20 protein-coding genes, 2 pseudogenes and 1 other annotated feature are annotated in these 25,418 nt (G+C 43.1%); of the genes and pseudogenes, 5 read left to right on the top strand and 17 right to left on the bottom strand.

Annotation, left to right across the window (positions count from 1 at the left end; translation table 11 throughout):
* The first annotated feature begins 56 nt into the window (after nt 1-56).
* Complete coding sequence (locus tag K4H25_RS05195; RefSeq protein WP_221022314.1) at nt 57-440, top strand: hypothetical protein; 384 nt, start codon at nt 57-59, stop codon at nt 438-440.
* A gap of 58 nt (nt 441-498) precedes the next feature.
* Entirely contained in the window at nt 499-1,941 is a 1,443-nt protein-coding gene (gene thrC / locus K4H25_RS05190) for a threonine synthase (RefSeq protein WP_221022313.1), read from the top strand.
* Between the two features lie 342 nt (nt 1,942-2,283).
* Here thrC and K4H25_RS05185 read toward each other — a convergent pair whose 3' ends face one another.
* From K4H25_RS05185 to K4H25_RS05170, 4 genes are all read right to left on the bottom strand, one after another.
* Nucleotides 2,284-2,688, bottom strand: a complete 405-nt coding sequence (locus K4H25_RS05185) for an ATP-binding protein (RefSeq protein WP_221022312.1) — start codon at nt 2,686-2,688, stop codon at nt 2,284-2,286.
* Nucleotides 2,689-2,745: 57 nt separating this feature from the next.
* Nucleotides 2,746-3,965 (bottom strand): IS3 family transposase gene (locus tag K4H25_RS05180; protein ID WP_374706346.1). Its coding sequence is split into 2 segments (ribosomal slippage): nt 2,746-3,686 and nt 3,686-3,965, totalling 1,221 coding nucleotides; the frame shifts between segments, so codons are not numbered across the junction.
* Nucleotides 3,574-3,690, bottom strand: a sequence feature (AL1L pseudoknot). Its footprint overlaps the gene before it by 117 nt.
* Before the next feature lie 47 nt (nt 3,966-4,012).
* Entirely contained in the window at nt 4,013-4,501 is a 489-nt protein-coding gene (locus tag K4H25_RS05175; RefSeq protein WP_221022311.1) for a response regulator, read from the bottom strand.
* Between the two features lie 15 nt (nt 4,502-4,516).
* On the bottom strand, nt 4,517-5,308 hold the full coding sequence (locus K4H25_RS05170) for a ParA family protein (RefSeq protein WP_221022875.1): 792 nt from the start codon (nt 5,306-5,308) through the stop codon (nt 4,517-4,519).
* Between the two features lie 255 nt (nt 5,309-5,563).
* Here K4H25_RS05170 and htpG point away from each other — a divergent pair, with 255 nt between their 5' ends.
* From htpG to K4H25_RS05155, 3 genes and pseudogenes are all read left to right on the top strand, one after another.
* The gene (gene htpG / locus K4H25_RS05165) at nt 5,564-7,465 is read left to right on the top strand and encodes a molecular chaperone HtpG (protein ID WP_221022310.1); all 1,902 of its coding nucleotides are present in this window, start codon (nt 5,564-5,566) and stop codon (nt 7,463-7,465) included.
* 738 nt (nt 7,466-8,203) lie between these two features.
* A pseudogene (locus K4H25_RS17110) lies at nt 8,204-8,296 on the top strand (PEP-CTERM sorting domain-containing protein); the annotation flags it as partial.
* A 366-nt stretch (nt 8,297-8,662) separates the two neighbouring features.
* Nucleotides 8,663-9,127: pseudogene (locus tag K4H25_RS05155) on the top strand (FxDxF family PEP-CTERM protein); the annotation flags it as partial.
* A 62-nt stretch (nt 9,128-9,189) separates the two neighbouring features.
* Here the strand turns inward: K4H25_RS05155 and K4H25_RS05150 are convergent.
* From K4H25_RS05150 to K4H25_RS05090, 13 genes are all read right to left on the bottom strand, one after another.
* On the bottom strand, nt 9,190-10,479 hold the full coding sequence (locus K4H25_RS05150) for a phenylacetate--CoA ligase family protein (RefSeq protein ID WP_221022307.1): 1,290 nt from the start codon (nt 10,477-10,479) through the stop codon (nt 9,190-9,192).
* Between the two features lie 84 nt (nt 10,480-10,563).
* Nucleotides 10,564-11,811 carry a UDP-N-acetyl-D-mannosamine dehydrogenase gene (gene wecC, locus K4H25_RS05145; RefSeq protein ID WP_221022306.1) on the bottom strand — a complete coding sequence of 416 codons (1,248 nt, stop codon included), beginning with the start codon at nt 11,809-11,811 and terminating at the stop codon, nt 10,564-10,566.
* Nucleotides 11,804-12,937 (bottom strand): non-hydrolyzing UDP-N-acetylglucosamine 2-epimerase, encoded by a 1,134-nt coding sequence (gene wecB, locus K4H25_RS05140; RefSeq protein WP_221022305.1) that lies wholly within the window; start codon nt 12,935-12,937, stop codon nt 11,804-11,806. The genes wecC and wecB overlap by 8 nt, the downstream gene beginning before the upstream one ends.
* The gene (locus tag K4H25_RS05135; RefSeq protein WP_221022304.1) at nt 12,934-13,689 is read right to left on the bottom strand and encodes a WecB/TagA/CpsF family glycosyltransferase; all 756 of its coding nucleotides are present in this window, start codon (nt 13,687-13,689) and stop codon (nt 12,934-12,936) included. Before K4H25_RS05135 ends, wecB begins: the two co-directional genes overlap by 4 nt.
* Before the next feature lie 7 nt (nt 13,690-13,696).
* A complete protein-coding gene (locus K4H25_RS05130; RefSeq protein ID WP_221022303.1) occupies nt 13,697-15,682 on the bottom strand; it encodes a heparinase II/III family protein in 1,986 nt (661 codons plus the stop codon).
* Nucleotides 15,682-16,746: a glycosyltransferase family 4 protein gene (locus tag K4H25_RS05125; RefSeq protein ID WP_221022302.1), complete on the bottom strand. Its 1,065-nt coding sequence runs from the start codon at nt 16,744-16,746 to the stop codon at nt 15,682-15,684. Before K4H25_RS05125 ends, K4H25_RS05130 begins: the two co-directional genes overlap by 1 nt.
* A 1-nt stretch (nt 16,747) precedes the next feature.
* Nucleotides 16,748-18,058, bottom strand: a complete 1,311-nt coding sequence (locus K4H25_RS05120; RefSeq protein WP_221022301.1) for a phenylacetate--CoA ligase family protein — start codon at nt 18,056-18,058, stop codon at nt 16,748-16,750.
* A gap of 519 nt (nt 18,059-18,577) precedes the next feature.
* Nucleotides 18,578-20,794 (bottom strand): heparinase II/III domain-containing protein, encoded by a 2,217-nt coding sequence (locus tag K4H25_RS05115; RefSeq protein ID WP_221022300.1) that lies wholly within the window; start codon nt 20,792-20,794, stop codon nt 18,578-18,580.
* Nucleotides 20,795-20,808: 14 nt separating this feature from the next.
* Nucleotides 20,809-21,402 (bottom strand): serine acetyltransferase, encoded by a 594-nt coding sequence (locus K4H25_RS05110; RefSeq protein ID WP_221022299.1) that lies wholly within the window; start codon nt 21,400-21,402, stop codon nt 20,809-20,811.
* A 12-nt stretch (nt 21,403-21,414) separates the two neighbouring features.
* A complete protein-coding gene (locus K4H25_RS05105; protein WP_221022298.1) occupies nt 21,415-21,837 on the bottom strand; it encodes a serine O-acetyltransferase in 423 nt (140 codons plus the stop codon).
* Nucleotides 21,838-21,847: 10 nt separating this feature from the next.
* On the bottom strand, nt 21,848-23,035 hold the full coding sequence (locus K4H25_RS05100; RefSeq protein WP_221022297.1) for a glycosyltransferase family 4 protein: 1,188 nt from the start codon (nt 23,033-23,035) through the stop codon (nt 21,848-21,850).
* A gap of 32 nt (nt 23,036-23,067) precedes the next feature.
* Nucleotides 23,068-24,006 (bottom strand): glycosyltransferase family 2 protein, encoded by a 939-nt coding sequence (locus K4H25_RS05095; RefSeq protein WP_221022296.1) that lies wholly within the window; start codon nt 24,004-24,006, stop codon nt 23,068-23,070.
* Between the two features lie 17 nt (nt 24,007-24,023).
* Complete coding sequence (locus K4H25_RS05090; RefSeq protein ID WP_255588192.1) at nt 24,024-25,418, bottom strand: O-antigen ligase family protein; 1,395 nt, start codon at nt 25,416-25,418, stop codon at nt 24,024-24,026.

Here is a 25,418-nt window from a genome sequence, read left to right as displayed (position 1 = left end):
CGTAATGCCTTCAGCGATTACGCCCTACGAACTGTATCAAATTCGGGGTTCATGAAATGCAAGCTGAAACGGGCACGATGAATATCGCAGAAGCATTAAGCGCAATCCAAATTGGCAAAGCCAACATCGCCTACACCGAAGCGATAGCGACGCTCAGTGAGCCGGCAAAAAAGCCAAGACAGCACCTTTTGCTCGCCACCCTAGGATTTGCACTCAGTATGACCGTCCTAACTGGACTAAGCGATTGGATAATTAGCGGCATATTTACAATTAAACCCACGGTCTATTTCTTAGGATTTTTCTGCGCTATTTTTGCTGCATTCTTAATCATCAATCTCTATGACGAGATACGCCAAATGCGCAAACGACTTGATGCTGCGATTGTACTGTTGAATTTAACAAGCCAAAAAGAAATAGATTTAAGCAAAAACAATCTTTGAAATACGAGCACGTATATTAACCTAAGCCTTAAGAATACTAACCTACAAGCAGATACCCATGAAATACATCTCGACTCGTGGCGGTATGAACGCCCAAGCATTCAGCGATATTCTTCTTGGTGGCCTCGCGCCCGATGGTGGCCTGTCGATTCCAGAGCAATATCCGCAACTGTCTCAAGCCGATTTAGAAAGCATGGCAACGCTCAATTACCGCGATTTAGCCTTTGCGGTCATTAGCCGTTTTGTCGACGATATTCCTAGCGACGATCTAAAAGCCTTGATCGACAAAACCTACACCGCCGAAGTGTATTGCAATGGCCGCTCAAAAAATCAAGCCGATCACATCACGCCGCTGATTAAGCTCGATGCTTCGCTGTATATCCAAGAACTCTCCAACGGCCCAACGCTGGCGTTCAAAGATATGGCGATGCAATTGCTCGGCAATCTGTTTGAATACGTGCTCGACAAAAAAGGCCAGCAAATCAATATTGTCGGCGCTACGTCAGGCGACACGGGCTCGGCTGCCGAATACGCGATGCGCGGCAAACGCGGTGTGAATGTATTTATGCTGTCGCCGTTTGGCAAAATGAGTCCGTTCCAACGCGCCCAAATGTTTAGTCTACAAGACGCAAACATTTTCAATTTATCAGTGCATGGTTTTTTCGACGCTTGCCAAGACATCGTTAAAAACATCAATAAAGACGCTGAATTTAAAGCTCAATACAAAATTGGCGCGGTCAATTCAATCAACTGGGGCCGTATTGTTGCCCAAGTGGTGTATTACTTCAAAGGCTACTTTGCCACCATCTTAGCCACCGGCAAAAAAGTCGGCGACAAAGTTGATTTCTGCGTACCGTCAGGTAATTTTGGCAATATCTGCGCCGGCCATATTGCACGTCAAATGGGCTTGCCAATTGGCCAATTGGTCGTCGCGACCAATGAAAACGACGTGCTTGACGAGTTTTTCAAAACTGGCGGCTACCATCCACGCGATGTAGCCAACACCTTTGAAACCACCAGCCCATCGATGGACATTAGCAAAGCCTCTAATTTAGAGCGCTTTGTGTTTGATTTAATCGGCCGTGATAGCACGCGTTTAGCGGCATTATGGGCCGAAGTTGAATCTGGTGGTGGCTTTGATCTATCCCCCGCTGAATTGGCACTGATGCAAGACAGCTATGGCTTTAAATCATCAGCCAGCAATCACAGCGATCGGATTGCGCATATTCGCGAAGTGTTTGAAAAATACGGCGTACAAATTGACCCGCATACGGCTGACGGCTTTAAAGCGGCCAAAGCCCATCGCAATCTTGCCGTACCGATGGTGATTATGGAAACCGCCTTGCCTGCCAAGTTTGAAGACACCATGCTAGAAGCCCTCAAACAAGCACCGTTCCGCCCCAAAGGTTTGGCTGGCCTAGAAGCCTTGCCACAGCGCTTTGATGCGATTGATGCTGATGCAAATTTGGTCAAACAATACATCGTTGACCACCTCGCTTAAATGCTGAAATGCGAATACAAAAAGCCCGCTGCGAATGGAGCGGGCTTTTTGTTTACTAGGGTCTGTTGACGTATGGTTTTCGGTCACGCTGGAGCGATTTTCGCGGCAGATCAAGGCATTTTATGCGACCAATAACCCGTTATTCGAGCATGAAATAACGCAGAGATGCCGCGAAAAGCGCCCAGCCCTTAGGGTTTGGCTGCTTTTGGCCTGACACTGCGTTGAAAAACGCTTGCATAGAATAACTATGCCACGCGTCTTTCGCCTTGTTTCAGGCCAAAATCAGCACAAACGCGATCCGCAAACCAAACGTCAACAGACCCTAAGGTATATTCATCTAGACTAGGTTTTACGTAGTACTCGTACTAATACCTCGTTACCTTTGCCCTGATATTCCAAACTATCAAACGACATCATTCTGGCCATGGAAATCCCACGACCATGCGGATCAAACGCACGCTCAGGCGAAAACTCTAAAAAAGGCTGCCAATCAAAGCCCTGCCCTTCATCCATAATATAAATCTGAATTTCATCTTCATTGGCGCTGTATTTTACTGCGACTTTTCTTTGCGCGTATTCGGGACTCGCCAAACGAGACTCCACTTCATCTTGCCAACGACCCGCTTGCAGTAGCCGTGATTTATCGGCGTAGCTAATGCCCAAATTGCCATGCTCGATAGCATTAACCAGCAACTCAGACAAACCCATCGCCACCCGCTGAGGTTCTGGGCAAGCGCGTGACAGCATTAAGGTCAATTGCCTGGCTGAATCGCACCGGGTTTCGCGGAGGCTGTTTGGTTTGAGTCAGACCAACATGGCCTGCTCGCTTTGATTACGATAATAATTTGCTTCTGCTTCCGCAGGTGGAATGTGGCCAATCGACCCAAGCAAACGATGCTGATTGAACCACGAAACCCATTCTAATGTCGCTATCTCCACAGATTCTAAACTTTTCCAAGGACCCAAACGATGAATCACTTCAGTTTTGTAGAGTCCGTTAATCGTCTCGGCCAGCGCATTGTCGTAGCTATCACCAGTCGTGCCCACTGATGGCTCGATACCCGCTTCGGTTAATCGCTCGGTATAGCGAATCGAAACGTATTGCGAGCCACGGTCGCTGTGATGAATCAATGCTTCGCGCTCTGGCTGGCGCGCCCAAAGGGCTTGCTCCAATGCATCCAGCACAAACTCGGTTTGCATGTTGCGACTAACTCGCCAGCCCACGATATAACGAGCGAAGACATCAATCACAAACGCCACATACACAAAGCCCTGCCAAGTCGACACATAGGTAAAATCCGACACCCAGAGCTGGTTTGGTCGTTCAGCCACGAATTGTCGGTTTACATGGTCAAGCGGGCACGCAACAGCAGGGTCTGGACGTGTGGTGCGCACCGTTTTACCACGCGATATGCCGCGCAAACCGAGGCTGCGCATCAAACGCTCAACGGTACACCGCGCGACAAGATGCCCATCGCGCTTGAGTTGCCGCCAGGCTTTGACGGCACCATACACCTGGTGATTCTCTTGCCAGACGCGCGTAACTTCACCGCTCAGTTGCTCGTCACGAATGGCGCGCTGGCAACGCAATGCGGGATTACGCAACCGAGCGGCATACCGTCGATAAGCAGACGGAGCGACCTGTAATAGCTTGCAGATCGGCTCGACCCCGTGCTGCTCACGGTGGGTATCGATGAATCCTCTTACGATTTCAAGCGGCGGTCGAGCTCCGCCTGTGCGAAATACGCGCTGGCCAGGCGCAGAATTTCATTGGCCTTTTTAAGCTCGCGCACTTCGCGCTCTAAGGCTTTGATGCGTTCGCTCTCTGCGGAGTTTTTGTTGGCTTGAACGCTATCGCCACCTTGTCGACGACACCAGGTGCGCAGCGTTTCGGGTGTGCAGCCTATTTTGCTGGCGATGGAAACGAGGGTTGCCCATTCAGATGGATATTCGGCAAGGTGCTCAATGACCATGCGAACGGCCCGCTCGCGGACTTCAGGGGAAAATGGGGTAGATTTTTTCATGGCACTATTCTCTCAAGAGTTAGTGCCTCCGCGAAACCCGGTGCGATTCAGGCCTCTTCTAAAGTTCGAAAATGAAATTCACCATTCACCAGTAAACGATAGGATTCGGCGTGTTCGGTGATCTGATCTTCTAGCTGCTTGCGCTCTTTGTGAAAGCCTACTGCCGCCGCCACAATCGCCAACAACATTTCACGCTGAAACGGTTTAATCAAATAATAGTAAGCACCTGCAGCCAAACCTTCACGCACATTTTCTGCCGCGCCGACTGCGGTTTGCATAATGACCGGAATATGCAAGAAATCAGGATGCTGCTTGAGCTTGGCCAAAACCTGCATGCCATCCATGCGTGGCATCATTCGATCGAGCAAGATGGTCGAAAAACCGTCCTTATCGTGCTGCAGGATTTCCCAAGCCGCCTCGCCATCTTCAGCGGTCACCGTTTCATAGCCTGCATCGGCTAAATGCTCGGAGAGAATTTCTAAATTAAATGGTTCATCGTCAACAATCAGAATTCGATTGAGCGGTTTCGTTGCCATATTTACCCCAACTATTTAACTTGTGCTGACAAGCACATCACCGGACAGCTCGGCGTATAAATGACAAAATTCTTGTGATAGCTTATGTTTGGCATCCAATGCAATCAAAGGCATAGCCTGATCATGTGACTCACGCACCTTCACCGAACTCGATAGCCGTGCTTGCAATACTGGCAAGCCCTGCGCCTCTAAATCTTGGACCAAGCGCTGTGGCAAACTAGCGCGAGATTGATATTGATTGACAATAATGCCTTCAATTTTCAGCTCACTATTATGATCTTGCCGAATTTCTTCAACGCGGGCGATTAAACCCAGTAAGGCATCGCGCGAGAATGTATCACAATCAAAAGGAATCAAGCAGCCAGAGGCGGCAATCAAGGCCGAAAGTGTGAAAAAGTTAAGCGCTGGCGGGGTATCAATATATACCTCATCAAATTGCCCGGTGAGCTCGGCCAATGTTTCGCGTAATTTATAAATTTTGTAGCGCGACTCTAATTTAACTTGCTGTTCGGCAATACTGGGATGCGAAGGCATGATAAATAGATTTTTAAACGGCGTGGGATGGATAAACTCAGCCGCACCTTTGGCATATAAAGAGAAATTAAGCACTTGGTCAAAAAAATCGGCCAATGTGGGCTTACACTCGTAAGCTGCAGCGCCTAAAACATAATGACTACTATTGCCCTGTGGGTCTAAATCAACAATCAGAACACGTTTGCCTTGTGCCGCAGCCACGGCGGCCAAATTCACCGTAATCGTTGATTTACCAACACCGCCTTTTTGATTAAACACCACCCGTCGTAACATGCTCACGCCTCGCCAAGTTTGCCTCATCACACTATAACACTGTGCGCCATGCGGCTAGGGGAATGCCTTATTGCACGAGATAAGCTGCGTCATTTATGACAAACAACAAAAGAAATAAACAATACCAGCGTCAACTATTATCGAACATTAAGCAAGCTATTGATAATAAACCCGCCGCATCACTTGAAGCCCTCACCTCTGCCCCCATTTGCTAAGCATGTTGTTATGTTCAACCCACAGGAAGCAATAAAGACTATGTCTAAAGAAACATTAGGCTTTCAAGCCGAAGTCAAACAACTCTTGCAACTGATGATTCATTCTTTGTATTCCAACAAAGAAATTTTCTTGCGCGAACTGGTGTCTAATGCCTCTGATGCATGCGACAAATTGCGTTTTGAAGCCATCAATAATGACAGCCTGTTTGGCAATGATCCCGAACTCAAAATTCACGTTAGCTTTGATGCCGATGCCAAAACCATCACCATCAGCGACAGTGGTATCGGTATGAGCCGCGATGAAGTGATCCAAAATATTGGCACCATCGCTCGCTCTGGCACCAAAGAATTCTTTAGCCAACTCTCTGGCGACGCACAAAAAGATGCGCATTTAATCGGTCAATTTGGCGTGGGTTTTTACTCGGCCTTTATCATTGCCGATAAAGTTACCCTAACGACCCGCCGTGCAGGCGAAGAAACCGCTACGCAGTGGGAATCCAAAGGCGATGGCGAATTCACGCTAGAAACCGTTGAAAAAGCCAGCCGTGGTACGACGATCGTTCTACACCTCAAAGAAGGCGAAGAAGAGTTTCTCAACGATTGGCGTTTACGCAGCATCATCCGCAAATACTCAGACCACATCACTTTGCCGATCATGATGCCAGCGCAAGCAGGCTACAACGAAGACGGTTCAATTAAACCCGCTGAAGGCGAGGAAACCGTCAACCAAGCCAATGCTTTGTGGACGCGTAGCAAATCAGACATCACGCCTGAGCAATACACCGAATTCTATAAACACGTTGCGCACGACTACGAAGAGCCGCTCGCTTGGAGTCACGCCAAAGTCGAAGGCCGCCAAGAATACACCGAGCTACTGTATGTGCCAAAACGGGCGCCATTTGATCTCTACGACCGCGAACGTCGCCATGGGGTGAAGCTGTATGTACGCCGTGTATTTATCATGGAAGACAGCGAAAAATTGCTACCGCAATACCTGCGCTTTATCCGTGGTGTGATTGACTCGGCCGATTTGCCGCTTAACGTGTCGCGCGAAATTTTGCAACACAGCAAAGACATCGAACAAATCAAATCTGGTTGCGTTAAAAAAGTACTGGGGCTATTAGAAAGCATGGCCAACTCGGACGATGGCGCAGAACAAGCTAAATACGCTGCGTTTTGGACTGAGTTTGGCAAAGTACTTAAAGAAGGCGTTGGTGAAGATATGGGCAACAAAGAGCGCATCGCCGCGCTCTGCCGTTTTGCCTCAACGCACAATGACAATGCCGAACAAACAGTATCACTGAAAGACTATCTAGGCCGCATGAAAGAAGGTCAAGACCAGATCTACTTCATCACCGCCGACTCGTATGCCGCAGCAAAAAACAGCCCGCATCTGGAAGTTTTCCGCAAAAAAGGCATCGAAGTCTTGCTCTTGTCGGATCGCGTGGATGAATGGGCATTTAGCGGCTTAACCGAATTTGAAGGTAAAAAACTCCAATCGGTCGCCAAAGGCGAGCTCGATTTAGAGCAATTTACCGATGAAGCCGAAAAGCAAGAGCAAGAAGCCGCTGCGACCGAGCTTAAAGACGTCATTGAACAAATGAAAACGGTACTCGGCGACTCAGTCAAAGATATCCGCGTGACGCATCGCTTGACCGACAGCCCTGCTTGCTTAGTGGTTGAAAATCAAGATATGAGCGCGAACTTGGAACGTTTACTCAAATCAGCTGGGCAAGATGTGAAAGGCAGCAAGCCTATTTTGGAAGTTAACCCAACGCATCCATTGGTAAATAAGCTCAAAGCCGAAACGGGTAGCAATCAATTTGGTGATTGGACACAGCTGATTTTTGATCAAGCTTTATTGGCCGAAGGCGGTCAGCTCGAAGACCCAGCTTCATTCGTCAAACGCTTAAATGGCTTGATGCTGACGATGCAAAACTAAACGCGATAACTTGCTACACCCCTAAAACCGGCGAAATTCGCCGGTTTTTTTTTGACTAATCAGCCGAAAACCAACTTCGCGCTCTCTCTTCTTCTCAAAAAATTACAATTAAATTACAAATTCATTTCGTTACTAAAAAAATATCTTACCCATTCCTTTGACTTTATGGGATTATGCGACTAGCATTGCATTTCAAATAAATACTGTTAATAATCAATTGGTTAGAATATTAACATGTACTAACTTTAAAACCCTGAATGAGACTTGAATATGAAATTAATCCATATTGCAGCCGCCATCGCCTTAAGCTCGCTCGTTAGCTTAAGCCAAGCCGCCACACTGAATTTAACGCCAGAGGAAAAAACCGTTAGCTCGCAACTGGTGACGCTATTTAGCGCCACTCAAGATGCAAGCAACGTCACCAGCTATGGCTTTTTTAATATTGCAAATACTGGGGACTATAAGCTGACGTTTAAAATTGACGCCGCGCCAAACTCAGGCAACCTAATCAGTGCGCTTTCATTTATCACCCAAGTTAATTGGACCGGCACAAATCCAAACTACACTTCTGCACCACATATCCTTTCAACATTTCAAGATGCAGTGGTTGGCACTTCCTCTTGGGCTCGCACCTATACCTTTAGTGCGATTAAAGACGCCAAATTTGCTTACAACACACAATTTACATTCGCTAATCCTGGCTTTAAGGGCGGTACGTTTACTGCAACAGTAACACCTGTAACACCCGTGCCTGAACCAGAAACTTATGCCTTAATGGGTTTAGGTTTGATGGGCTTACTAGCGGCACGCCGTCGTAAACAAGCCAAATAATTAGCACCACGCCAAAACAGCGCTAGCAATATGCTAGCGCTGTTTTTTATGGCAAAACTATGCCCCCAAATAAATCAGTGTGTAATCAATCTATTGTGACTACAAAAGATAAAAACCACACTGAGTTGAAATCAATTCATTAATACACCGCTGATCATTCAATTGTGAAAAGTAATAAAAATGAAATCAATTGTGCCGAAAATACAGGTATAAAAATAAATCACACAATAATGAACTAAATGCTTTGAGCTAAAGGCAGTAGCAGTTAGAATGCCAACTATTAACATACTTTCAATTTAAGTAATCTATTATATAGGTATATCTATGAAAAAGATTAACCACTTTATAGGTGCTGCAATCATTGGCCTGGCTGCTGTATCTAGCCAAGCAGCGGTAACTAAAGTGACATTAAGTCATGGCAGTGAGTTTAGTGCTGAGCAAAAAATCAACAAGAATTCTGGCAATGAATGGATCTATAACTCAGTTACTTTTAAAGTCACTGATAAATCGCCGATTTTGTTTAGCTTTTTTACTGAACAAAAAACTAACAATATTGGCAGAGGCACATTTGACGTGTTGTCGGTAAAATTGCTAGAAGGCAGCAAAGTAATCAGCACTCAAGTCTTTGGTAGCACAGGGCAGTTTTTATTTAGTAATACATTTGCTGCCAATAAAAACTATAAATTCCAATTTAATGGCTTTAGCACCAACTACGTCGGTAACTTAAACTACACCGTTGCTGCCGTACCAGAGCCAGAAACCTATGCCTTAATGGGTTTAGGTTTGATTGGTTTACTCGCGGCTCGCCGCCGTAGAATCAAAACTGCATAACTTAAATTGTAAAAGCCCTGTTCAAATTGAGCAGGGCTTTTTTTTATCACTCAGCAACAGCATCAATCGAAAATCACCAAGTTGATTTTACCTGCTTGCGTGCGCTCTAGCTTTTCCTTTACGACAATTTCAACATCAAACCACTCACCCCAAATTGCTTTCTGCCTGTTCGTAATAAATTCGATTGCGTCATCAATATGTACATCAATTTTTAATACAACATACAGTATAATGCAGCCCGATTTGGGTTGCTTAATCTGAATTTGGCTAATATATTGCCAAGGAACATCGTCAACAATAAGACTTGGTATTTTTGATCCATCTTTAGCAATTAAATAATGCTGCTGTCTACCATCTATACGTATTTTATTGTCTGAAGTTATTTTTACATAATCCTGAGTTTGATAACGAATTAAGGGCATAACCTCATTCCACAATGACGTACCAATAATTTGAGTACCTAACTCATCATCAATAAATTCATTCACGCTATACAACTCATCAAATATATAACTCATACCCTCATTTTCTTTATACGTTGAAAATGCCAAATTAGTTCTTTCTGACAAACCATAGTTTGCAGATATTTCACCGATAAAAACATCTTTCATCATCTTCAATTGAGAATTGAACACGGGCTCTGATGCCAACAAAACAGCTTTGACTTTAATCTTTACGTTAATTGAGTCGAGTAAACAAGCAAGTTGATATATACAACTTGGATAACCATGAATAAAGTCAGGTTTAAACTTTAAAATACTCATGGCAATCTCATCTATATTATTTTCAGAAATATGCGTTGGTGATAGCATTAACCGACTGCCTTGCCTGAACGTTGGTCTTTGACTGCTTGCTCTTAAAGCATCTTGACCAATACGAATGGTCCTAGACGACTCGACATTAAACCCAAACTTACCCCAGTGGTGCGAAAAGAAAGCTTTTTCAATGTCCGCCGATTTTTTATTGCGATAAACTTCAACACCAAAACCAGACGAACCACTTGACGATGATTTAGATAAAAATGATTTCCTATATTGTCTATTCAAAAAATCATTTTTATGCGTAATCAAATCACTTTTTGAAATGATTGGAAATGATTTTAGCATCACAAAAGGATCGTTGTGTTCAATATCCGCCAACGAAATAGCGACATTGTTTTTGTAGAAATTGACATCTCTTAAACAAACTAACAAAACATGCTTCAACTGAGCCTCTACCAAGGCGCTTATCTGAATTTTATTATGACTGGCCAAAATAGACTTAATCGAAAAATATTCTTTTGCATAAAGTAGGCGTTCTGGAATATAGCACCGAGCTTCGTTATAAATACTTTTAAACACTTTGACCGACATGTCATGTCTCGCAAATTTGTCTCGTTATGTATTTATTTACTATAGAGCAATCCAACTGAAAATCAGCTGGATTGCTTGTATCAATTATTTATTCGACCAAAATCCACGGGTATCAATCACGACGCAACGTTGTAATTTCTCGGCACGAATGCGGCCAAAATGCTTATGATCAACCAACAGAATAATAATATCGGCTTGATCAATTGCAGTTTGTGTATCGACCAATTCAACCTTGCCTTGTAATTTTTTCGGCAAGGTATCAACGTGTGGCTCAACCGCCAAAATACGACCTACGCCTTTTGCTGCCAATTCAGCCACAATGCCTACCGAAGGGCTTTCACGTAAATCGTCAATATTAGCTTTAAATGCCAAGCCCAAGCACGCAATCACGGGCGCTTTAAACTTGCTCGCCGCCTCTACTACCTGTGCCACCACATAATGCGGTTTAAAATCATTCACTTCGCGTGCCGTGCGAATAATACGTGCTTCTTCTGGTGCTGAATCCACAATAAACCAAGGATCAACGGCGATGCAATGTCCACCAACGCCTGGTCCCGGTTGCAAGATGTTCACACGTGGATGACGGTTAGCTAGCTTAATCAATTCCCAAGGATTAATCGCCAATTTATCGCAAATAATTGACAGCTCATTCGCAAATGCAATATTGACATCGCGGAATGCGTTTTCAGTTAGCTTCGCCATTTCTGCGGTACGGCAATCGGTCAGTAAGCATTCGCCTTTCACAAAAATATGGTACAAATCAGCCGCCATTTCTGCGGCACGCTGGGTCATACCACCCACAATACGATCATTCTCAACCAGCTCACGCAGTACATGACCAGGCAAAACACGCTCTGGGCAATACGCCACTTGCACATCCGCTTCTTCGCCAGCTTGTTGCGGAAAACTTAAATCTTGACGTGCTTCGGCCAACCAACCAGCCAGCATCTCAGTTGCGCCAACGGGCGACGTCGACTCAAGAATCACCAAATTGCCCTTTTTTAAGAAAGGTGCAATGGCTTTACCAGCGGCCTCGATGTAGCTTAAATCTGGCTTAGTCCCTTCGGTAAAAGGCGTAGGCACCGCAATCATAAAGGCATCCGCTTCTGATGGCGTAGTTTGCGCGACCAACAAGCCTTCATTCACCACGTGATGTACCAAACCATCTAAATCGGGCTCAACAATATGGATTTGCCCACGATTGATGGTATCAACCGCGTGTTGATTCACATCGACACCAATTACTTTTACGCCACGGCTGGCAATCACAGTCGCCGTCGGCAAACCGATATAACCCAAGCCTATCATTGAAACAGTTTGATACTTAGCCATGCTTAAAACTCCCAGTTGCAAGAATATCGTTAATTCGTTTTGCTGCTAAACCATCACCATATGGATTATGTGCGCGTGACATTTGCTCATACGCGGCAGGATTGTCGAGTAACTCGCTCGCCTCTTTCACGATCAGCGCTTGATTTGTACCCACTAACTTCACCGTACCGGCATCGACCGCCTCTGGGCGCTCGGTGGTATCGCGCATAACTAATACCGGTTTACCGAGAGATGGCGCTTCTTCTTGTACCCCACCACTATCGGTCAAAATTAAGTAAGCACGCGTCATCAAATACACAAATGGCAAGTAATCTTGCGGCTCAATCAAATGCACATTACTCAAGCCTGATAAAATACGGCGCACCGGCTCTTGTACATTTGGGTTCAAATGCATTGGATAAAGAATCTCTACATCCGGGCGTTGCGCCAACTCGGCCAGTGCCGCGCAAATATTCTCAAACCCTTGACCAAAATTCTCACGGCGATGACCGGTCACCAAGATCAGGCGTTTGCTCGCATCCAAAAATGGGAATCGAGCGGCTAATTCAGCATTTAATTGTGTATCGTTTTTAATCCGCGCCGCCACATCCAGCAAAGCATCAATCACCGTATTGCCCGTTACATGCACATGAGCGGGATTGACCGCTTCGCGCAGTAGATTATTTTGCGACGCTTCAGTCGGTGAAAAATGCACCGCACTAATTGCCCCGGCAATTTTGCGATTCATTTCCTCTGGCCAAGGCGAGTAAATGTTGCCAGTACGTAGGCCAGCTTCTACATGACCAACAGGTATACGTTGGTAGAAGGCAGCCAGACTAGCCGCCATCGTGGTACTGGTATCGCCATGCACCAAGACAATGTCCGGCTGCCACTCAGCAAACACTCCGCGCATCCCTAATAGAACCCGACTTGTAATGTCAGTAAGATCTTGGCCTTGCTGCATTAAATCCAAATCAAAGTCAGGCTTAATTGCAAACAGCGCCAGTACTTGATCCAACATTTGCCGATGTTGTGCAGTCACGCACACCTTGGCATCAAAACGCGCATCAGCCTGCAAAGCAGCCACCACGGGCGCCATCTTGATCGCCTCGGGGCGAGTGCCAAATACCACTAGAACTTTCATCATGATTTACCCATCACTTTTGCAAAAACAGCCTTGCCCAATAAGACAAAGAAATACATATCTTCAATAAAATAACGTTTAAACATCCGACGAGGCTCTTGCAAAAAGCGATAAAACCATTCGAACCCCGTTTTTTGCATCCAAACCGGCGCACGCTGAGTTTTACCCACCATCACATCAAACGTACCGCCCACGCCCATTGCAAACGGCACTTTCATTTGCGATTGATACTTACCTAAAAATTGCTCTTTCTTTGGCGAGCTAATCGCCACAAACAGCAAATCAGTTTTACTTAGGGTAATGGCATCCACAACAGATTGCTCCTCGCCTGCAGACCAATACCCATTGCGATAGCCAGCAATCTGTAGGTTCGGGTACTGAGCACTAAATTTATCCACTACGCCCTTCACCACTTCTTCTTTGGCACCCAAAAAATAAACCCGCCAGCCCTGCTCAGCCGAATAGCGCATCAGCTCAACAAACAAGTCAACGCCAGCCACCCGCTCTTTTAAAGGAATGCCCAATAATTTAGACGCCCAAACCACCGGCATACCATCGGCATTAATTAATGCACAATCATTAATAATTTGGCGTAATTCTGGATCTTTATCGGCCTTTACGACTTTATCTGCATTAATAACAACATGCTGATTCGGCATTCCTGACTCAATTAACTCACCAATTCGTACTAATGTTTCTTGCATATTTAAGTTATCAACAGAACAACCTAAAATTTCTAAACGAGCATTTTTCATATAATAATTAACCAATTTCTAAAAATTCAATTTTAAATTCGGTAATCCAAATTGATTTACCTACATGGTTTGCAATACGACAATCTAAACGAGTTGCAGGTAGCTTTTCGCCATAACGCTCAGAAACCCATCCCGCAATTGGACTCAATGCACCACATTGAGAAATCAAAGAAAAATCAGCACCAGATATCGTGGCCACAATCTTAAATTTTGGCGAACAAATCACCCATCCCGCATCAGCGCAAACCACTTCAAGATCTGCTGCATGCTGCCAATGGATAGCAATCGAACACGGCAAAGCGGCATCAATTTCATCAAACACCCGCACAATCCGCTCCGCGTGTGAATATTCAACACGTCGCTTATGTGCCACTTTGCTATCTAATCGCTGATAACCATCGTGAGAGGCGCACCAAGTCGTCAAGCCATCACCAAATGTAAAATCATGCAGTACCGATTTAGCCTGTTTCACCCACATAAATTTACCGCCGCTGACGGACTGATCTTGCCCATTAATGCAGACCGTATTGTGGGCAGCAGTGCCACGAAAATAATCACGCCACCCGCCTTCAGCGTGATAACTGTACGTACCTGAATCAACCAGCACCGGCATGCCACCAACAGAAAGCAACACGGCCAAGGCATCAGCATGACCGTGAGCCGCTATACCCAGATAGCCTAATGGGCCTGAATCCAGTATTAGCTTAATCTCTGATGGCATACCCCAGTCAGAGCCAATCACGGCATACCCGCCCTCAGGAAACAGCCTCGGCGCGACGAGAACGCCAGTACTACGTTTAGATTTTGATAAAGGAAAAGACAACCACCATTTTGCCGCAGCTGAATGACACCCTAATGTCTGCCACTGCTCGCATCCAAAAATTTCGCCACAAACTTGCAGTAGATGATCAAACGGTGATGTCGCTGAATCGCGAGCTAACTGAGTGACATAGCCATCATCTGCATCACCAATACCAGGGACATTGCCAGCCACATCCCGAACAGCGGCAACCCACTCGCCCATTGCATACAAGCGCTCCCAATAGTCCGCAGAGAATGCATACGGCGTACTCTCAACTGAGCGCCCAGCCCAGAACAAAAATTCAAACACAAATTGCTGGTAAGACATGGCCTGTTCGCGATTGACACCATCAGCACCGTTTTGCAACAGTGCTTGTTTTAGCAAGTTTTCCTTCGCGAAATCTCGCCATTCGCTGCATTCAGTCCAAAAAGGCCAAGTCATGCAAGCCACCAGCAAGCCAGACAACTCACCAATTAAATGATTATTGGCAGAAGAATGTTTAGATAAATGATGCCGAATAAAAAATAAGGACTGATATATATGCACCAACCAATCCGATTTGAGTTTTTGACCGACTTCACCCGCCCACAAAGCAGAATCATCTTGCCCGGCTAATTGCCAAATAATCGACCAATTAATCAAGCGAATTGCAGTTTCAAGGCTACTCGACCAATGTGGCCCATTCGGATATGGCGCATCTTTTAGCCAAGATGTGAAGCAGTCCTGCAGCGCCGAAATGTAGCGTAAATCTTGTGTTAAAGCCCAAGCCTGCGCCAAAGTCACTAATTCAAGATGACGGGCTGGCTCCCATAGATATTTGATATCACCAACGACGTTACGTTGACTAATCGGTAAGCGCAAACCGAAGCTTAATGGGGCACGAATACCCGTTAAAGGATCAACTTGCCAATCAGGTGGCATGCCCAATGGCAATCTTTGACCAAAGACATCCCAACGCCCAGCCAACAATTGCTCTGCAGAATTTAAAATTGCAGCACATTCATCAGCACTCAAATGCTCAGGCTTTTGAATCCAAGGCGCTGTCGCCACAATCCGTTCGGGCGTTTTAGAAGACGCTAATAGACATCCCTTTTCTTGCAATACTTTACGTGAATGCTCTGCAAAACGATGCGCAACCTCTGGCAAACTCATACAGCGCAAACGATTAATATACCAATCTAAAGTAGCCATCACTTCACTTCCAACAAACGGTTGTAAAGTTGTGTCAATTCATTGGCAACGACTTCAACATCAAATTTCTCCACCACGGTTTGCTGCAATTTGCGTGCAATGTCCTCACGCAAAGCATCGTCGCTCAATAAATGATTAATCTTGTTTGCCAAATCAAGCACATCGCCTGGCTGCACAATGCATTCGGTAACGCAGCAAGCAAGTGCCTCGGGAATCCCGCCCACATCACTAGCAATCACCGGCAAGCCATGTGCCATCGCCTCTAAAATAGACATCGGCAAACCTTCGTTATACGAAGGTAGTAGTAATAAGGTCGCCGAATTGAGCAGCCGCTCTTTATCCTCACCCACCACCCAACCCAAGAACTCAACGTGCGCCTCGACTTTTAATTCAACCGCCAATTGGCGAGCCGCTTCAATTTGACCCGTGCCACCAATTTTTAATTGAACGGCAGGATTTAATTTAATTACATCAGGCATGGCACGAATCAAATCAAAAGTGCCTTTTCTGTCACCGACATGTCCGAGAAACAACAAAACATTTTTCTCACGAACAGCAAAAGATACGGCCGGACTAGCTATCGGATTATAAATCGTAATCACATTCGATTTATTACAAATACCGCGCAACTGCTCATTCCATTTGTTTGATAACGCAATCACGACATCTGCATTAGATAAAACATACTGCACCATTTTTTTCTGAAATTCACGACTTTTTTCTCGATAAAAAAGCTCAAATTCAGCACCATGAATATGCACAATTGTTTTAATGCGAAATATTCTAGCAATAAGAAAAAAAACAAACTTTCTCATAAAACTACCGTACGAAGCCATTTGCAAATGCACAATATTAACTCGACCCATACAGCAATAAAATAAAAATTGTATTAATCCATAAATAAAAACCATACACTTTTTATATGAACTACCAGCAACGTGAGAATTAATATAATAAATATGATGTTTTGCAAATAATCCAGCATCACTATAAGTCCGAACCACCGAAGCGATTCCTCCTTGTCCCTTAGGATCAGTACCAATCATGGCAATGGCTTTACTCATGCTACCCCTTAATCTCATTTACAATCCATTTAAATTTTCCAGCTTTAGTTCTTGCTATTTCTTCAACACATATCACATCAACTTCTAAGTTTTTATCAATATGTTTAGCTACGTTAGATTTTAGATGTTCGATCACTGCTTGATCAAAACCTGGATAAGGAACGATTCGTAGCTGCCAAAATCCACAATCAATTTGTGCGACTTGTGCTTCTCTTATGAATTTTGGATCTTTAAATATAAAAGTCAGTAATGAAGTACTAACTGCATTACCATGACTATCAAATATCTGGTCGCTAATACGGCCCTGCACAGGTTCAATCCGGCGGGAAGTACGACCACAAAGACAGCTACCAGAAATCCACCGAGTTATATCTGTTAATTTATACCGCACCAATGGCATCGCTAAATTATTTAATGCCGTGCCAACAACAGCACCATAATCATTGGTAGCAACACCATCTTTATCCACAATTTCAACATAGCTATAATCTGGATCAACATGTAAATAGCCGTGTTCGCATTCACTAGCAAAAGCAATACGTTCCGCCATACCATACAAATCAATTACAGTAGAACCAAGATATTCTTGGATTAAGTCTCTTTGAAAAGAATACAATACTTCAGAACTAGTAAATACAAATGGAATTTTAATTTCCATTCCTAAATCACGAACATATTGCGCTAATATATAAGCACTAGAGGGGTAAGCCTGCAGCATATATGGTGAAAAATTTTTTAATTGCTCAATCATTGATGGAGCAAAATTTGGTTTCAAATGACGTGAAGATAATATCAATTGATTATTAAGACGGTTATGACGCCAAAAAGGTGGTTTAGATTGCTCTAATGGAACCACAATATCGCCACGTAATACGGCTCTAGGCATGCCATCCTTGAATCCAAACCATCGCCAATGACGTTTTACAAAGGCGTTTTCCCATACAATTGAATCAAGACTACGATATACATCGAGAGGGCTCCCTGTCGAACCGCTCGTAACTCCTGAGGCATACCATATACGTTTCATAGGATAATAATCTTGCCTTTTTTCTACTAAATCGGCTTTAGAGACTATTGGAATCTCAGCCAAAACTTCAATCACGTTATCTTCGGTTAACTTAAATTTTGACAAATACTCGTATGCAGGTAATTTTTGCGCCGCAACTAAAGTTGCAAGTAATTTACTCCGAATTATTCGATGATGTTCTTCAAAATCCAAAGATTCTCGTTGCAATAATTTCGAAACACGAGCCTCAGTAATAAAATTGTCTCTTAAAATGTACTTCGCTGTTTCTTTAATCAAAAATGACATACGCGCCCCAAAACCACAAAACAAACACACACAATAAAAACAATTAAAAAAATTCAAATACAATACAAGAAACTACAAAAACTGAAGCCACCTTAAAACCAATCACAACCATTTAAAACACTACGAAAAAATTAAAATTTAATTAATCTTGATACAAATAGTCCCATCAAAAGAACTTAGCATCATCAACAGATGCAGCGGCTATGGTGATCATAAATCCATTATCAACAGCTAACTTTTATTACTCTTTTATTAACCAGAAAGAAAAAAATTAATTACTCACAACCATCACTGAACGATCAACAAGGATACTTTCCATCCCATGAAAAATATCAACAACCTAAAAAAAAAGCTTAATCGTACGCAACTAAATAGCCATTCTGGTATTAATAGAAATCCTGCATTCCTCTATAAAATTTACACATCAATTTATTTTTATACTTTTAGCATTCTACATAACCTACTAAGTCCCACCCAATAAAATTACAACAACTGTAACAAAACACTTTGTTAATAAAATCAAAAACTAATCGCTTTATCAGCAATAAGCAATTGTGACCGACCAAAATCAAATGTATAACTAGGCTTACTTGATAAACAATCTAAATTAATTACATGCACGAATTGTTGTTCAAGCGCTAAGCCATAAGATACCCGCAGATGCCAAACAGGAGGAATTGAGTTCACTTCAGGCAGAACATCGTAGCCACTCGTTTGAACCGCATTAGTCAATTCTGGCCAAACCGTATTAATACAAATTGGCTTATCTTTATTTGGCAAAATATATTGCTGTGGCATCGAGAGATCAAATGCTTCATTCGCATGTAGATTCCACTCAAATTTTCGCGCCACCGGTGATTTGAGCTTGTCCCATACCACAATTAAATTTTGATCCCGCAAAAACCAAATCCGGCGTAATGCTTGGCTTAATTGACCGCCATAAGCTTGCTTGGCATCGCCCTCGACCATATCGATATTATCTGCAAATTGATATTGAGTAATTTGGCCTTTGGCGGCCATGCCCCCCATATCATCATCAACGATCTGACCTTTACCACCATCAAATGTAATGCCATTGTGCGCTTTGGTTTGCCGATACCATTGATAAAAATGCTTTGAGCCATACCAATCATAAACACCACTATCAACAAAGATAGGGCGGCCTTTATCTACTAAAGTAAACGTATTTTGATCGCCATGGCTGTGATTAAAGCTGCCATAAGGGCTGGATTTGAAATACAGCGAAGTCCTGCTGCGATCGGCCAATTCACTGTGCATCGCAGCCCAGCCTGTCGTCGGCAAATACAGCGAATTCACATCCGGTAAGGTATTGGCCAAGCTATCGATTGGCAAAGGCATTGGGGCTGAAAGCAAGGTACTTGGTGACTCATCACCAACTAAATTTCGATAATACCAAGCCGCTAATGGCGATTTAAATCGACTAGCATAGGCTTTTAATAATTGATTGACGGGCTTAGTCTCAGCGGCATCGCCAAACTGATGGCTTGGTGTGCCAGGCGGAACAAAATAAGCAAAAAAATCTAACATCCCTTTTGACCAAGGTTTGTCATAAAAACTCACCCCAGTCGCGATAGAAATCGGATCCCACAGCTGCAAATACACATCAGCTGAATACTCTCCGTAAGCACTACCTCCGGCATATCCGCCGTCTTCACCACCCAGCGGGTTGATATATTGCGCATAAGCTCGAAAGGTATCGCGAAACCAAATATCAGCTTCAGGCACATCGCCAACCAACAACGCAGAAATCGCGGCCACATAGCCATACTGCGTCGAGCCATGCGAATCAAATGGCCGCTGATCTAAACGCCAATAGTTATTGGCTAAATCTCGATACATATCTAATGTTCTTGATTTGGCATTGTTTAACCAAGCCGTGCGGGTAACCGAAGGCAAATCAAGTGCCAATAAATCATTCGCCTGCACTAGCCCCCATGCAATGGCACGAGTTGCTTGGTCTTGATTTTTAAAGTGGGTAGACCCCTTTAAATTCAACGCTATCAGTCCATTACCACGCCGTACTGCTTCGGAAAAATAGCGCGGGTCACGAGTAATTTGCCAAAGTAAGGCACTATTACGTAATTGAGCTGTTTCTGCATTCACCCGCTGACGAATATTGGTTAAAGAAGCAGCCCAAGCGGACTCATTCACACTTGCGGCAACCAATGGCATATCTGCATCAGTCAAAATGGCTTGCTGCATATAGCGATCAACATCATTACGCAGGCCAAGTACTGCATTAGCCCGAGTTGAATTAACTTGCTGCCGCCAAACCTCTATCCCTGCGCTACTAATCGGCAGAGACTTTGGTCTAGATTTGGCTTTTAAACGGCTTAATAACACATTGTATTCTGGGACAAGAAAAACATCCGCATTGACGCCGATGGTAAATTTGCGCCAATCACTCCAAGCGGCCCCCGCCGTAGTCGTTCGCACTCGCCAAGAATACGTATCTGCAGCAAAAATTTGGCTCGGCAGCAGCCAGTTTCGCGCCACCGTATAGCTAGAACTTTTGCCTTGACTACTCAATAATTGAACTTCATACCCTGATGGAATTCGATCCGGCTGCGGCCAGCGAAATTGCGGTGGATTTTGTTTAATTTCAGCCTGCTGGCTAGGAAATGCTTTTACAGTGAGGGGATCAGTAGTATCGATCCAATCAGCAAAGGAATAACTCGCAATTAAATAAAAAAATACCAAATAAAATAAGCGCATAAATATTCCTGTGTTTAATACTGGTCTAACGGTGCCCGATTATAAACATCAGGAATACAATTTGATTTAGTGAGCCCCCCCGGATTACCAGATACCACAGAATAAGCGGGCACATCAAAATTAATGAAAGTACCACCCGCGATACGACTACCTCGCCCAATACGAATTCCACCCACAATAATTGCATGTGGGCCAATCCAAACTTCATCTTCAACAATTGGGTAACCGGTTATACGTTCACCATCGGCATTAATTTTATCCAATCGACCAATCGTAACACCATGAAAAATAGTCACATTCTGCCCAATAATGGCTTTTTCATTAATGACTGCCCCCCATGCGTGGGTGAAAATGAAACCACCTCCGATTTGAGTTCGCCATGAAAAATCAATTCCCGCAAAACCAGTCGCAATACGATGTAGTAAATTAAATAAAGGTTGCACTAACCGACCTAATGTATTGCGAGTATTAACATACTGACAAAGTCGCATCGTTACTACCGGCCTAAATGTGCGATAAAAAACAAAACCCTTAATTATTTTTAAAATACTAAAACAGCCAAAAACTCGAAACGCATCGTATTTTAAGTTACTCATCGGTGAAGACATTTTTTAATAAACCTATTCAATGTTTTTTATTCTTATAATTTTAGCGGGTATACCAACTACAACCGCATAATCTGGAACATCATTTACAACTACAGCATTTGCTCCAATATCTACGTAGCGGCCTATTTTTATAGGGCCTAATATCTTTGCACCAGAACCGATTATTGTATTTTCGCCAATCGTTGGTACTGCATAGATTTTGCTACGACCACCAATCGTGACATTTGTACCAACAACAACACCATCGCCAATAATAACTCTAGGATGAATTACAATTCCTAAACCTTGATATCCAAATATTACATTCTTACCAACCTGTGTTGAGGCGGGAAGCACAACAGAAAAAACTATTCTATTAACGTAATAAATTAATTTAGGAAAAAAAGGAATACGATATCGACTTAGTAAATTAGCCAACCTAAATAACTTTAACATAAACACACCATTAAATTAATTCACGATACCTAGAATAAACTTGCTCAGATAATACGGCGTAATTTCTATTAGTTAATACATAGGATCTAGCTTTAACTGACATTACTTCTCGAACATCAGGCATATGCCATAAATCAACAATAGCATTTACAAATGAATCAACATTCATTTCAACACACACACCTGCCCCACTCTCTTCCAATACTAATTTTTGATCAGGAATATCGTTGCCAACACATGGAATGCCACACGCTAGGTATTCGACAGCCTTTGTTGGAGAGGACACATCAAACAACTTCCCTCTAGGTATAGGTGACAAGCCTATGTCAGCATTGGATAGTAACGATATACCTTCATTTTGAGGCAACCAACCAGTCAGCTCTACACACCCTGCGATACCCCTCGTCTCAATTTCAGAACGAAACCAAGATTGCTCACTCGATGTAAGCCCACTCCCCACGATAAGTAATTGAGCATCTGGTATATATTTCCGAACTCCTACTATCACGTCCAACAAAAAGTCTGATTGCCGTGATTTAGCAATCGTCCCTAAATAACAAAGTCTTAGTGGCTGATTTTTTTTATCTGCCAAATCAGGATTCAATGCAGAAAACATTTCTAAATCTACGCCCATAGGAACAGCCATTATTTTTTTTTCAGGCATACCAATCAAACAAAATGCTTTTTTCATTGCATTACTTTGCACAAAAATACCATCACAGCAAAAAGGCATTAATTTGTAAAAAATAATTTTTGAAGAAAAATATCGCAAAAAAAGTATAGATCTCCTCAAAAAATAATTTATTTTGCATTCTAAATACACTTGTCGATGCCCTTCGACAATTGGAAATGATACCCAATAGACTAAAGGTTTATTCCATAAAAAAGACGACAGCCATGCAGCCGGCAACAATCGAATTCGATCACGAACCTGAATAATGTCGGCTGTACGTCCAAACTTTAAAAGAAAAAAAGATTCTAATAGCAAGCAATAAAATGTCTTAATCTTCCCTTCGCCGTCTGTGGAAGAAACTGATACTTCGCCAGCATTCCACTCAACGGGACTGAAATTTCCAGACTTCGATCTGCCAACCAAATGCGTAGAGACTCCTTTATTAAATAAATACTTACCAAAAAGAATTTTTACATCGACACGAAATGGTGGTAAAGCATCTCGCATCGCGAACAATATTTTCATTTTTCTAGTCAATTAAGTCGTCGTTGAATTGTTTAAGAAGATTTCATTCTGTTTTTTTCGAAATATACAATTATTTTCTTGCTGCAGCATAAAGCGAGTACCCAAGTCACCCACCATCTTTTATCCCGATAACCACGATACACTCTCAATAATTGTTGAATGCATTTGAGTCTTGAATGATTCAGCAAATTTTTTCGTGCCTCAATAATTCGAGCATAAGCTACAAATCTAAAAGCTGAATCAAGCAGTTCAGTCGAAATTTGCCCCGTTAAAGCACGCTGCTCTAAGCGTAAAAATGCGGGCCAGAGCGCCGTTTGCGTATTATTTGCACATAGGCTATTGGATATTCCGACGCGATAGGCAGATAGCTCCGCCGAGCAATGGCGTAATGAAAACCGCTCGGCTAAGCGAAACCACAAATCCAAATCTTCCGCCATCGATTCACCAATCGGAAAACAAGGCTGCATAGTGCTTAAGTGGCATCGCCAAATTGCCACTGTATTGGTGCAAAAAAAAGCACCATATTTTATTTTTTGATTATAAAAGTCAGTAACTTCTACCGAGGTATCAATTCCAGAGGTATTAAGTTGTTCAACACTCATCTGTTGAACTGCCAATCGTCGATAGGCTGTGCTATACCAGCCGTGATCTGGAAATTGCTCCGCCATACTAACAATGGTCTGTAAATACAATGGATGATATAAATCATCGGCATCTAAAAAACACACTAAATCACCGTTTGCTTTCTCAATACCAATATTTCTTGCCCTAGCCACCCCACCATTAGGTACTTGAATTAATTGAATTCGAGAATCTTGTACTTGCTTAACTTTTATAGCCCCATCATCTGTAGAGCCATCGTCGACAATCAAAATTTCAAAATTAGAATATGTTTGTTTTAAAATTGATTCTAATGTTGCAAGGATATAATCAGACTTATTAAACAAAGGAACAACGATTGAAATCAACATTCTATACACCAATAAAATTAAATCGTAGAAGTTGCTTGAATATGCCGAAGCGACCCTGCGATCACCATCAACAATAATAATTGCACCACCTGCTCCAAGCCCAACCCATGTAACGCCAATGGAACTTCACTCACACTTCGAAAAGAAATCACAATAAGCAACGCAATTGACAATCCCATACTTGAATTATTTACTTTAATTCCGAGTATTAATAACGTCGCCATATAAAAAATAAGACCAAATACACCAATAACGCCTGCACTCGCCAAAACTTGGTAAAATTGGCTATGTGCATGAACAGCGGCAGGTAAGGCATATTGCATTCGGTGAAAATCATCAAATAGACTTAAACCATATCCAAATAATGGGTGTAGTTGCCATTCACGCAGCGCAATTTGCCAAATATCAGTCCGACCCGTCATTGTGAGTAAATCACTACCTTCCCTAGTTAGCAAAAACTGATCAACAAATGAAAATTTGCCAAACATAATAAATGCACTTGCAACAAGTAGAATAAGCATTAATGCCGATAATATGCTGGCAGCAAGCGCGGGACGGCGAAAATCAAAAAAACGTTCAACTACTTGCTGGCGGTAATTGGTATAGGTCAAATAAGTTAATGCGGCCAACGTAGCTAACCAAGCTGTTTTTGATTGCGCAAGCAGTAAGCCCGCTAACCCTAAGACCCAAACAATTCGATTTATCCATGAATTACTAAAGGGCTTAACAAATAGCAGTAGTAATAAAATCACCATTAACGGCCCCATCACATTGGGATGATTTGAAAGACCAGAAAAGCGTAATGACAGCCCCGGGATCAAACCCTGATAATTGCTCCAAGTCACCATGCTCGGGTTAACTACCAAAACAATAAAACTGAAAAATACAAATAGCGCCAGAGCATTGCGCTGATGCCGTATCATATTCCACATATCATCGGATGTAGCCAATATGACGGCCACACCGACAAACAACATATACAGTTGATCGTTAGCAAAAAACGAGCGATAACCAAACAACAATGGTGAGATTAAATTTGTTGCATAAAAAACTAAATATGCAATCAGCAGCCAATACGAGCCTACTCGCTCCGAGCGTGGATTAAATACGTAGCGAACAATCCGCTCCAACGAAAATAACAAAATAAATAAATTAGTAAGGCGAGAAAACCAAATTACAATCGGATGCTTTATTTGTAACACTGGAATAATATCGGCAGATATACTTAAATCTCGACCACCAAAAATAGTAGTTAAAGCAACCACAATTAAAATAGGATAAGTCAAAAGTAGTGGCAAAGCACTATTTTCACGGCTACTACCAAAATGTAATGCGCCTTTAATTAATATTCCAACCGCAGAAACCAAAACCAGCAGCGCAACGAAATAGCCAAAATAGATTACATATTCCAT

The sequence above is a fragment of the Deefgea piscis genome (genome assembly GCF_019665785.1).
Lineage (GTDB): Bacteria > Pseudomonadota > Gammaproteobacteria > Burkholderiales > Chitinibacteraceae > Deefgea.
The sequence above is the reverse complement of the archived record's forward strand: the minus strand, read 5'-3'. Positions and strand labels throughout refer to the sequence as shown.